Below are 12,069 nucleotides of genomic sequence, written 5' to 3' on the forward strand. Positions count from 1 at the left end.
GTTTATTCGATTCTTTCAATCTTAATTGGTTACTTAATTTCTTGGATTGTTGTGAGGTCACTTAAGGTTCCACACGGACGGCGTGCCATCATGATGGCCGGATTTAATATTACTAATACGGTTTTCATTGGGATGCCTTTAAACATTGCCTTATTTGGCTCGGTATCGCTTCCGTACTTATTGGTATACTATATTGTCAATACGGTTATTCTATGGACCTTCACAGTTTGGACAATTGCGGCTGATGATCCGACCCTAGCTAAGAATGATGGATCTGGTAAAAGTGATAATAAGCGAGTGGGGATCTCTTGGAAGCATTTGTTACCGGCGCCACTTTGGGGCTTTATTATTGCCATTCCCGTTTTAATTATATGGCCGAGCGCTGATACGCAACTGCCGTCATTTGTAACTACGACCCTAACTGATATTGGTGGCTTAGTTACTCCCTTATCTTTGATCTATATCGGAATCATGCTAAGAAACTTTGGCTTAAAGAATATGAGTTTCGGTCGTGACAATATTATCGTGATTATAGGGAGATTCGTGGTTGCGCCTTTACTAATGATCATCATGATTGTTGGTGGGAGCCATCTAGGCTTCCATTTAACGCCGATGTTTAGACATACTTTAATCATTCAGGCGGCAACGCCGGTCTTTGCCGTGTTACCGATTTTAGCCGATCAATACCATGGTGATGTCAAGTTTGCGACCGATGTGGTGGTTTCAACGTCAACTTTATTTATTATTGTCGTACCAATTTTAATGTGGTTAATTACAACCATCTAATCACATCTACGTGACTGGACCGTAAAGTCAACAAAACTGGTTATCCCAGGGCAAGGATAACCAGTTTTTTAGCGAATTAACAGATAATAAACATAGAAAATTACCAACAGTGCGAAATTATAAATCGAGAAATACTTAATAAACATACCTTTAGCATCTGGATATTTAGCACCTAACAGCTGGTAAGTAATTAAACTAGCCATGGAGGCGATTAGAGTTCCCATACCACCGATGTTGGTCCCAATGAGAATGCCAGTCCCGTTGTTAGTGAATTTGGAAATTAAGATGGCTGCGGGGACGTTACTAGTAGCTTGGCTTGTTACAATGGATGCTAGGACTTCATGTTGGCTAATTGAGTCTTTTATAATCGTTTCTAGAAAATGGATGTTCCCAATATTGCCGACAAAGATAAAGAAGAAAATAAAGGTAAATAGCAGGACATAATTAACTTGTTTTAAAGCTTTAACATCAAGGAAACAGGTCACGACCAAGACTATTAGGGTGGCGATTCGATAATCAATCAAGCGGGCCACCGAAGCAATCGCAATCAAGAATAGGATCAGGAAAATAATTAGCTTATGAATCCCCTTTGAATACTGTTTGGGTTCGGGGAGGGATTCCAATTTATGATCTTCAATACTATTGTCATAGTTGATGAAGCTAATTAAAATGATCAAAACAATGATTCCGGGAATCGCAAACGGGAGCATGGTGACAAAGAAATGCGTCATCGACATATTAAAGAAAGAATATAAGTACATATTCTGGGGACTACCGAAGGGCATACACATGCCACCAAAGTTGGCCGCTAGGGATTCGATAACCAAGGTAATCACTAATAATTTCTTTTGTTCCCGGGTCATTTTAGTTGCTTCCGCAGAAAAAATGATGATCGTTAGGGGAACGATGGTGATAAGGGTGATGTCATTGGTCAGAAACATGGCCATGAAAAAACTCATGAGAACAAGGACAATGGCGACACCTTTTTCATTTTTGACCTTAGTCAACAGATAATTGCTGATTTTGTCAAAGATCCCAAGTCGTCGTAAACCAGCAATGACTAACATGAATGAAAATAATAAGAGAATGGTCCGATAATCAATATATGAAAGGTATTTTTTACTAGGCGGGGTAATCAAACAAGATAAGACGGCAAGAATGAAAGAAATAGACAGCACTACTTGTTTCTTACAAAAAGAGATAATTCGATTCATAAAGACCTCCTTTGATACAAAATAAGACTGGAAATATTTCACCAGTCTTTTATTTTACTTTTTATTCGGGACTGGACCTAACCAGTGCATATTTTGATGAGTGTGGATTCTCCATAGCCATTCGAGTAGAAAACTTAAAACCAATAGACCGATCACCGACCCCCAAGTCATCACGTTACCGTCGGCAATTGTTTGGTAGAACAAAAGGGTAAAGAGGGCGAGATTCAAAACAACTGAAAGAATTAATAAAGTTCGGTTAGCCTTGGTTTCATGGTAAAGACGAAGGTGGCCAGCATTAACCATGGCATAAACTAATAAGAAAGCTAGACTCGCCATTTGACCAACAGCAGATAGGGGAAAAATAACCACGAAAGCACAGGTTATCAAGGCCGTGAAGAAGAGTCCCCAGGTTCCGCCAACTTTGGTCATGACCCCAAATTTTTCTGGAACCTCATCGGTTTTGGAAATTCTCAAAGCCAAGTTTTCATCGCCAAACATCGTCGAATTAACGGCAGAGGCCGTCGCAACAAGAGCTGCAATACCAATCGCTATAAAGCCTAGATTACCAAAAATTACACGCCCGGTATCAGCTAAGGCATGACCTTGATTAGCAATTGCGCCATTTACTCCTAAAGTCGTTACCACGACGATGCTCGAAAGAATGTAAATGACCATTACAATACCGAGGGAACAATACATAGCAATTGGCAATTGCTTGGCGGGATTCTTCATACTTCCTGCCGCATTAGTCACCACCCCAAAACCTTCGTAAGTAACATACAGTAACCCTGCTGCAGATAGCACACCTAAAGGAGTCTGTTTAAAGTTGCTATTTAACGTCGGAATATGAGCTTTAGTTAGGCCGATCGCGATGAAGGCGATTAAGATGATCAGTTCACAAGCAATAATGGTTGTTTGCGCCCGCGCTACTTGTTTAGCGCCCAAGATATTTACGAAAACCACTACGATGATAATACCAATACTGACAGCTTTACCGGTCCAACCTGAATCAGTAAGATTAAATAATTGGCAAAAGTATTCAGCGAAGCCTGTTGCGTATAAGGCCATGGCGATAATCCAGCCTAAGTACTGAAAGACGTTCATTCCGCCAGCCAAGAGCCCATCACCAAAGCCTTGCAGTAAGAATTGGGCCGCGCCACCACGACTAGGGTATTTCATGCCCAGTTTGGAGTAGGAATAAACGGAGAAAGCAGCGACCGCACCGCCGATTAAGAAGGATAGGGGGAGCCACACCCCAGCCGAGTTGGTTGCTAAGCCGATTAAGGTATATAGACCAGCCCCCATCATGCCACCGACCCCAATTGCAGTTGCTCCTAAGGTGCTAATGGAATTTTTATTATTGGAAGTATGCGAACCAGATGACATTGATCTCACCTCCCGTTTTTAGTTAATGTTTTGCTTCCTTCTTTAGTTCCTTTGCCGCGGCTTTTAATTTGGCATTATCTTCCTTGGCAATCTCTGGAAAGGCTAGCGGTAGTTGTTCTAGACGTTCTCGAATAATGGTTGCCGCAATCGCCCGAGAATTCCATTTATCGTCAGCGGGAATGACATACCAAGGATTATCTTTAGTAGCGGTAGCGTTGATGGCACGTTGGTAGGCATCAATGTATTGATCAAAGAACTTGTGCTCATGAACATCAGAAGCTGAGAATTTCCATTGCTTATCAGGGGTGTTAACCCGATCTAAGAAACGTTGTTTCTGCTCATCTTTAGAAATATGCAAGAAAATCTTAATTACCACATAACCAGCATGATTTAAATAATCCTCGTAATTTTGAATATCATGATAACGGTTTTGGTAGAATTCTTCATTCAAGTCAGCCAATCCATCGATCCCGGGTAAATTTTCATTTAATAAAATTTCCGGATGAACGCGAGAAATTAAAACATCTTCGTAGTATGAACGGTTAAAAATTCCTAACATACCGCGAGCCGGGAGCTGTTGGTTGATTCGCCATAAGAAATCATGATCTAAATCGATTGAACTAGGTTGTTTAAAATTAACCACGTCAAACCAAGCCGGGTTCAGTCCCGAAAAGGTATGGGCAATCAAGCTATCTTTACCAGCTGCGTCCAGCGCTTGTAAAACAATGACGACGCCGTATTTATGTTGCGCATAAAGTTTTGGTTGCAACTTAGACATTGCTTTACGTTGCTTTTTCACAACTGCTTTAGCTTCTTTTAAAGAAAGTGGGTTGTCCACCACCGTTGGGACATCAGCTAATTTTAAATCACCAGTGACAAATTTATATTGTTCTTCCATTTCAATTCACCTCCATTTGTCGATCATTATAATGCCGATATCATATAATTCAAGGGTCAGTACAAAAAATCAATAATTTTTAATAATTACGATGAAGATCATTCAGCCATGATGGCTTTTTATAGCGCTCGACTATCAACGGGATTACAAATAATAAGATTGAGATACTAATCATAATGACTGAATCTAGCACTTTAGTCGTGATAATAGTGGAAATAAAACAAATAATAATTCCTAAAATTAACAATATGGCTACCAACCAAGCTCGGCTGTTGCCATGCCGATCAACGTTGAAGGGGCGTTCACCATGGTATTGATATCTTAAGATCAGGTATGCAATTGCGATAATGATATAAACCATGCAGTATAAGAAGACGGCGGTATTAACCAGCATTAAGAAAACACTGTTAATATTTGGTAAAGCGTATAAGAGCGCGAATAAGGTGATTGCAATTGCTTGGGTTAAGACAATATTTTTGGAAACCCCATATTGGTTATGTCGATACCACCCCCACTTAGGGGGTAGAAGGCCATCGTTGGCAACTTCAATTATGGTTTGTGATGGCGCCGTTACCCAAGTGGATAACTGAACTAAAACACCGATAAAGGCAAAACCGCTAAAGATTTGAACGATCCAACTTGGCCAATGTAAAATTTGACAATAGATAATGACTGGCTGAGTAATGTCAGTTAATTCCGCTTGTCCATGTGGGATCGCGTTGGCAATCAAAAAAGAGTTAAAAAAGTTCATTAAGACGATTACCAAGACGGCTATACTTAAGCCGCGTGTAAAGGTTTTCGTCAGATTCTTAAGTCGCGGTGCGTAAACCCCAGTAGTTGAGATTCCAGTAAAGATGAAAACGACGGCAGAAATGTATTTAAGTGATTGATAATCACTTAAGTCAGGGACCAGTTTGCTTGGTTTAAATGAACCTAGAATACTTGTTGGCGAAATACCTAATTTTAAAAAGGCAAGGAAACCTGTCAAAATCATAAAACTAATGGGCAGGTAGACACCTAACCAGATCCCGACCGCACCGCCTAGTTTTGCCATATCAAATTTTAAATTTAAGATGGTAACTAGCCAGTAGAAAACTAGAATGCAGATGAGGGTAAACCAATGATTTTGACCTAAAGCCCGGTTATCAATCGTATTTCCCAAGAGTGGTCCCAAGGTGGAGGCAATCATGACCATGGCCGGAAACATTTGAACCCACAATAACCATGAAGTTACAAAACCCCATTTGGGATTAGTAGCAGTTTTAACCCATAATTGGGGACCTCCTGAACCCTTTAAGGAAACTGAAAGTTCAATTGTAATTAGTGCGATCGGGGCAGCAAAGAAGATGATGGCAAAAATCAGATAAAAGGGCATCTGCCAACCTGTGGCGGCTAAGGTTAAGACACTGCTTAAAGTTGCAATTAAGGAGACGATAATTCCCACAAAGGTCCAGGTACCAATAAGATGTTTATCCATAGCGGTAACCTCGACTTTCTAGAGATCAAGGTGACAACAATTACTTTCGTCGGCCGTTGTTAACCATTTTTTAACCGCAGCCGCAAGCGCCGTACCATCGCCGGTACTATAAAGGGTCAATTTACCATATGCCTGATCGGATAATTGGTGATTGGTAATCAATTGTTGTTGAACGGTTTTTACGGTTTCTTCTGCAGGATCGACTAAGGTGACGCGATTATTAAAGAAATGATTGATTTGTGATGATAGGAATGGGAAATGAGTACACCCTAAGATTAAGGAAGTGATATTTGAAGTCTTAAAAGGCGCTAATTCTTGATCAACGGTTGTTTGTGCTTGTGGACTGTCCGTCAGTCCGTGTTCAACGATTGAAACTAACGGCTGAGCAGCCTTAGAAATCACAATACAGTTAGGATCAAGTTTCCGAATCTGCTTTGGATAGGCGTCCGATTCGGTAGTTGATTCGGTTGCAATGACTCCAATCATGTGGTGTTGAGGTAATGATAGGGCAGCTTTTGCACCAGGCTCAATAACCCCAATTACCGGGAAGGGCATTCTTTCTTGTAAGATTTCTAATGCGGCGGCAGTCGCAGTATTGCAAGCAATAACCGTTAATTTAACATCCTGACTCTTAAAAAATTCACCGATACTTAAGGCTAATTGCTGGATATTAGCAGTATCACGAGTTCCATACGGGAAATGTCCTTGATCGCCGACAAAAATAATTGTTTCATTAGGTAGTTGTTGCTTCAGGACCTGGACGACTGATAAGCCACCTACTCCTGAGTCCATAACGCCAATTGGTCGATTATCCATTTACTCCTCCTCCAATCTTAATTAATGGGTAAAGCCATATTTTTTAAGAGCGGTCTTTTCATGAAAGACGATATGAGCTTGATCTAGGTCATGAATGGCCTGCTTCAGGTCCTCGATAAAATCATGGGCCATTCCCATCCCAAAGTCAGCCCGAACCACAATCCGTTGGACTTCAATCTGATCTAGGTCTGCTGGTAGTGGGTAGGCAGGGACTTGCCAACCCTTCATTGCTAAACGATCGGCCAAATCATACAAGGTCCATTCATGTTCACGATTGTCTTTATTCCGATAACAAACGATTGGTAACCGGGAACCATCATTAACAATTTCAAACAAGTCTAGTTTTTCAATCTCTTTAGCGAGGTAGACGGCGACATCATGAGTCCGTTGGTGGATGTCGTGATAACCCTTAAAGCCATAGCGAATGAAATTGTAATACTGACCAATAATATGGGAAGCACTACGAGAAAAGTTAATTGCCATTGTTGGCATTTCACCACCTAAATAAGAAACGTTAAAAATCAACTCTTTTGGTAAATAAGCTTGATCTCGCCAGAGGACCCAACCAATCCCTGGATAAACAAGGCCGTATTTATGACCGGAAGTATTGATCGAGACAACATTTTTAAGCTGGAAATCCCATTTAAGGTCAGGCTCCATGAAGGGAGCATAGAGACCACCTGAGGCCGCATCAACATGAATGTAGACCTTATAGTCAGTCTTTTGATTATAGTTTTCGACTAAATCGTTTAGCTTTTCCAAATCGTCATAGCGACCAGTATAGGTAATCCCCATAATTCCGACAATCCCGATCGTATACTCATCAACATAATCCATAACCTTTTCCATATTTAATGATTGATGATTAAGATCCATTGGAACTGTTCTCAATTCAACATCCCAATAAACACAGAATTTTTCCCAACATACTTGATAACCTGAAGAAATCACCAGATTAGGTTTATGAGCATTCAAATCTAAGCCTAACTTTTTAGCCCGATTTCGCCAAGCAAATTTCATGGCCATTCCACCGAGCATGCAAGCTTCTGAAGACCCGACCGTCGAAGTTCCCATGTATTCTTCATTGCTTTGGACGTGCCATAAATTAGCGATGATATTAACACAGCGATTTTCAATTTCGGCAGTCCGCGGGTACTCTGACTTATCAATCGCGTTTTTTTCCAGGGTCTCACTCATTAGTTTAGTTGCTTCTGGCTCCATATAGGTTTGACAAAAAGTAGCTAAATTTTGCCGCGCATTACCCTCATCTAATAGTTGGTCTTTAATGACCTGATAGGCAATTCGAGGTTCAGTCGGTTGTTGGTTCAATTCGTACTTTGTTAGATCATGATCTTCACTGAATGATCCAAAGATAGGGTCTAATACATTGCGAGTTTCTTGATCATGTTTTCCATATAATGTCATTGTTAAACTCCTTTTTTCTTTATATATCTAACATATTTATAAATTTATTGTAACACTATTATATAAAAGCGCTTTCTATATTAGTCATCTTAAGAATTTCTTTAACTATTTAAATGTTTTTGTCTTTTCCTATACATTTGAGAATTAATCAGCCATTTCAGTTAAAGATCATTTTCAATATTATATATATGATACAATAAGTGTTAACACGAATATTGTTATCATTGACTCGGGAGGAGTTTATGGAAATATCATCAAATAGTGCGTTAGTTGATCAAGCAACGCAAGCTTATACTTCGACTCAGTTAGTGAAACGAAGTTTAGCTTTAGGAAAATCCAATTGTTCAGGTTTGAAAAATTGTCAGCTTTCCAATGCTGAATTAATGGCTTTAGCAGAGGAAGCGCTGAATGGTCTGAAACAACTTTCGCAACAATTTGATCGAGTTGATCATAAAAAGCAAAGTGATGATGTCCAGGATCGGAAGGAGTTTGGGGTGCAATGAAAGAAATGGAACGGGCCCGCTTAGAAGATCAATTGGGACAACTAACTAGAGAAAAGCAGCGACGAGTTGATAGTTTGGATGATCTTCCAGGTCAAGTGGCTCAGTTCGATAATGACCTATTAACTGAACTGTATGGAATGCAGTCCCAAGGAAATCCGGTTTTGGGCCGCATTTTCGAGCAAGTACAGGCGGAACAAACTAATTTTCGACGTCAGGTTACCGATCAAATTGAGAAACTGGAAGGTGACTATCGACAAAAAAATCGACAGATTCAGAATCAAATCAATCAGGGGTAAGACAATGGGATTAATTTATGCGAGTAGTGATGCTAATGAAGCCATTCAAGTCACACGGGCTAATTTAAATGCCGTGCGGGAAATGGTCAATCGCTTAAATCAAGCAACGCAGAAGTTATTAAATACGATTGGGACTAAAGGAATGTCTGGACAGGCTTATCAAGCTGGGGGTGATTTAGTAGAAGAATTAGTTCCTCCAGCACTGGCCGAATTGAACACGATCGTCGATCGTATGGAAGGGGATTTACGTTCTTTAATTGCTGCTGATCAACAGGTTAATCATTACGGTTATTTAGATGAGGATCATTTAGAAAACTTACTTTCCTTAACTGATAGTAAATTGTCCTTAATGCACCAACTCCAAAGCGAATTAAATCAAATTGGGCAAGGGGCTATTCTGGATGGAATGATTGCCTCCACCGAGAATCAAAAGCGTCAATACCAACAGATGTTAGATGATTTACGCACTTACAATGCCAATACGGCGCACCTATTTAGTAATATCACTTCTGGCACGATCAAATTAAAAGCGCTCGTGGGTGGATTAAGTTCCTCAACTAGTGCTAATAGTGAGCTTAAGCTCACTGAGATACCATTCATTTCAGCTAAGGATTTGATAAATGAAACTATATTAAACGAAAAGCTCAAAAAGATGGTTGATAAAATCTTGCCTAAGGGCTCATTAAGTGACAAACAAAATTTAATTGCCATTTTAAAGGCTGAAGTAAAAGAGTTAGGTCAGGATGGCTGGGACAATGCTGCGATCAGTGACTATTTGAGTTATCTTAATCGGCACACCTTAAAGGACGCCAAAGCCGATCAGGTAACTGCACAACAGAAAATTTCGTCTTATTGGCGCAGCGTCCATAATGTTGGGTCTAAAATTTATAATCACGTATACGCCGCTTCTAAATTAAAAGCTCACGATAAGCTGGATCTAGTAATCAATAAGCAACTAGGTGGTTATGTTGATCAAAATGGTTTCCTACAATTACCAGCGAACAGCAAATACCATTTAAAAGACCAGCTTTCACCACTGAACTCCTTTTATCCAATGATACGGGATTCAGTTGTTAAGGCTTATGGAAAACAGAAAACTGGTTTAAAGGCCGATGACTTGGGGTAAAAGGTACATTTATTCCGTAGTTACTTAGATCGTTCGTACCTTAACTATATCCATAATTATGATGGAGTTAAGCATAATTTATCTACGAATGCAACTGATTATCAACGTTTACAGCAATTCAATCGGGATCATCACTTAAAGGCAGACTACTCCACCGGTGCCAACTTACATAATCGCCAACAAGGGCAATTTACCTATCCAGAAAACATGAAGGTGCAGCTGATGAAAGATAGTACAGCAAAGACTAACAACGATGGTCGCATGATTGAATTCATAGTTAACATGGATAATGGTAATTTTGTTTCCGAATGGAATGCTTATAATAATCATCTAAATTCGGATGGAACCATTAATTCGGACCCCGATGTGTATAGTAAGCAAGAATTACAGATGATTGCCAATACTGAGTCTTTTAATTATGGGATACCTTCGGGTGGTCAAGGAAACCATGTTCCCGAAAAATATAAAGGGACGCATAATAATCTTGATCGGGTCCATCCAGCTGATCCGCAACTTCGTCAGCAAGCTACTCAAAAGGGCAATTTTGTTAGTGAAAAGGATTATACTGAAAATGGTGGTAAATACGCCGATATTGTGAAACAAGGTAATAAAGATATCCAAGCATGGAGCAAAGTGCCAGACAATCAAAAACAACAGGCTTATCAAGAGTATGTAAATTGGCTTAAAAAGCATGGTAACGTAAGTAATCAGGGATTCGATTACTACATGCACGCAAGTAAAAATTAGTGGAGATAATCATGAAAAAAAGAGCTTATTTGATTATCTTTCTATTTTTATCGATTTTACTTTGTGGGTGTCAACAAATAACGGTAAAACAAATAATTAACTCACAAAATTTTATAACAGTAAAGAGAGGATCAGATGTCCTAAATTTTGATTTGAAATCTAAAAGAATATTCGATTCAACTGGATTTGCATATAAAGATGGTTATATGTATATGAAGGGGAATGTTCATGAGGAGAAAAAATGGAAGAATACAAAGGAATATAGTGAGCTAAAAAATGAGTCTTTATTATATGATGTAATTTCTTCCAATGATACTTTGATGAAAATTCGGAAACATAATTATATCTTAATCAAAAATGGTAATTATTCTATGGATGGAGTGAATGTTCATAGAATAAAAATCTATTACAATCATCGAGGATTGCCAACGAGATTATATAGTTACTCATTTCAGTCAAAAGCATGGAAATACCGGAGAAGTTATTCATATCCGTATCATTCTCAACGCAAATATAATAAAGATCTAGACAACTGTATTAAGGAAATTATGTCTGGAAATTTAGATGACGATTAAATTTTAGTTAAGGAGCAAAAGTTTACATCGGTGACCGTAATACATAGCCATTTTGGAGTAGTACAAGAACAGAAATTGGCATACAAAGTACGTTGCAGGATGGAGAGGAGACACGACAACCGCAGCTTTTAGATCACCAAATATGGGTAATGATGATTATAAAGCGGATTTAGATGCCGTAAATATTACAGACCGAATGAATCAAGACTCCTTCATTAAGGCTTCTGCAGATTATTACCAAGGACTTGAATCAAACAAGATTAATCGGTCAAAAGAATTTAAACAACATTTCGATTATGATTATCTATACGACACATTAACTGATGGATATGACGAGCAAACTAACCAAGCAGTAGTTAAAAACGAAACCGCAAAACGATTCTTATATTCGATCAAGCATAATAAGAATGAATTATCAGAGTGAGTGGATGATTGTATGAGAAAGTTTATATATGTTACTTTATCAATTATCATCCAGATAGTGGTCGTCGTGCCTTACTATCTTTTTCCGTTAATTTATAGAGATCCTCATATCTTATCAGCGTTTTGGGGTATTATTTTTGTTATTATACTTGTGGTCAGTTGTTACTTAATATTGTTTGTTCCTTACTATATAGTGACGCATATAAATCATATGCAATATATATCTTAATGGTCGTTTTATTTCTAGGGATCATAATAGCTTTGCTCAGATACTGGATTTTGAAAAAGTCACAAGGAGTAGCATTCTGCATTAACTTAATTAAAGCGATTATGTTAAACTCAGTTATCTCATTTGTGAGTTTGGAAGGTAATTTTCTTTTTCTTATTTGCGCTGGGG

The 12,069-nt window shown here is 38.9% G+C and carries 14 protein-coding genes; 7 read left to right on the top strand and 7 right to left on the bottom strand.

The window, feature by feature from the left end; genetic code table 11:
• Window positions 1–786, top strand: a 786-nt coding sequence (locus PS3_RS06150) for an AEC family transporter (RefSeq protein WP_141566746.1), incomplete at its 5' end; no start/stop codon positions are given.
• 68 nt (window positions 787–854) lie between these two features.
• On the opposite strand, the gene PS3_RS06155 is transcribed toward PS3_RS06150, so the two are convergent.
• The 6 genes from PS3_RS06155 to PS3_RS06180 all read right to left on the bottom strand — a co-directional run bounded on the left by PS3_RS06155 (window position 855) and on the right by PS3_RS06180 (window position 8,002).
• Window positions 855–2,000, bottom strand: a complete 1,146-nt coding sequence (locus PS3_RS06155) for an SLC13 family permease (protein WP_040468399.1) — start codon at window positions 1,998–2,000, stop codon at window positions 855–857.
• A 54-nt stretch (window positions 2,001–2,054) separates the two neighbouring features.
• Window positions 2,055–3,386 carry an APC family permease gene (locus PS3_RS09885; protein WP_050950868.1) on the bottom strand — a complete coding sequence of 444 codons (1,332 nt, stop codon included), beginning with the start codon at window positions 3,384–3,386 and terminating at the stop codon, window positions 2,055–2,057.
• Window positions 3,387–3,408: 22 nt separating this feature from the next.
• Entirely contained in the window at window positions 3,409–4,284 is an 876-nt protein-coding gene (locus PS3_RS06165) for a PPK2 family polyphosphate kinase (RefSeq protein WP_007122381.1), read from the bottom strand.
• A gap of 79 nt (window positions 4,285–4,363) precedes the next feature.
• Complete coding sequence (locus PS3_RS06170) at window positions 4,364–5,761, bottom strand: amino acid permease (RefSeq protein WP_040468401.1); 1,398 nt, start codon at window positions 5,759–5,761, stop codon at window positions 4,364–4,366.
• Window positions 5,762–5,779: 18 nt separating this feature from the next.
• Window positions 5,780–6,577 (bottom strand): glutamate racemase, encoded by a 798-nt coding sequence (murI, locus tag PS3_RS06175; protein ID WP_040468403.1) that lies wholly within the window; start codon window positions 6,575–6,577, stop codon window positions 5,780–5,782.
• A 21-nt stretch (window positions 6,578–6,598) separates the two neighbouring features.
• Window positions 6,599–8,002 (bottom strand): glutamate decarboxylase, encoded by a 1,404-nt coding sequence (locus PS3_RS06180; protein WP_040468404.1) that lies wholly within the window; start codon window positions 8,000–8,002, stop codon window positions 6,599–6,601.
• 242 nt (window positions 8,003–8,244) lie between these two features.
• Here PS3_RS06180 and PS3_RS06185 point away from each other — a divergent pair, with 242 nt between their 5' ends.
• From PS3_RS06185 to PS3_RS09900, 6 genes are all read left to right on the top strand, one after another.
• Window positions 8,245–8,505, top strand: coding sequence for a hypothetical protein (locus tag PS3_RS06185; RefSeq protein WP_040468406.1), 261 nt, complete (start codon window positions 8,245–8,247; stop codon window positions 8,503–8,505).
• The gene (locus tag PS3_RS10500; protein WP_040468408.1) at window positions 8,502–8,801 is read left to right on the top strand and encodes a hypothetical protein; all 300 of its coding nucleotides are present in this window, start codon (window positions 8,502–8,504) and stop codon (window positions 8,799–8,801) included. Before PS3_RS06185 ends, PS3_RS10500 begins: the two co-directional genes overlap by 4 nt.
• 4 nt (window positions 8,802–8,805) lie before the next feature.
• Window positions 8,806–9,927: a hypothetical protein gene (locus PS3_RS09890; RefSeq protein WP_050950869.1), complete on the top strand. Its 1,122-nt coding sequence runs from the start codon at window positions 8,806–8,808 to the stop codon at window positions 9,925–9,927.
• Window positions 9,928–10,149: 222 nt separating this feature from the next.
• Entirely contained in the window at window positions 10,150–10,674 is a 525-nt protein-coding gene (locus PS3_RS09895; RefSeq protein WP_050950870.1) for a hypothetical protein, read from the top strand.
• An 11-nt stretch (window positions 10,675–10,685) separates the two neighbouring features.
• Complete coding sequence (locus PS3_RS06200) at window positions 10,686–11,249, top strand: hypothetical protein (RefSeq protein WP_040468410.1); 564 nt, start codon at window positions 10,686–10,688, stop codon at window positions 11,247–11,249.
• 142 nt (window positions 11,250–11,391) lie between these two features.
• Window positions 11,392–11,673 carry a hypothetical protein gene (locus PS3_RS09900; RefSeq protein WP_050950871.1) on the top strand — a complete coding sequence of 94 codons (282 nt, stop codon included), beginning with the start codon at window positions 11,392–11,394 and terminating at the stop codon, window positions 11,671–11,673.
• 154 nt (window positions 11,674–11,827) lie between these two features.
• Here the strand turns inward: PS3_RS09900 and PS3_RS10655 are convergent.
• The coding region (locus PS3_RS10655; protein ID WP_040468412.1) for a hypothetical protein at window positions 11,828–12,069 on the bottom strand (242 nt) is incomplete at its 5' end.

This window comes from Limosilactobacillus gastricus PS3 (assembly GCF_000247775.1).
GTDB classification, from domain to species: Bacteria; Bacillota; Bacilli; order Lactobacillales; family Lactobacillaceae; genus Limosilactobacillus; species Limosilactobacillus gastricus_A.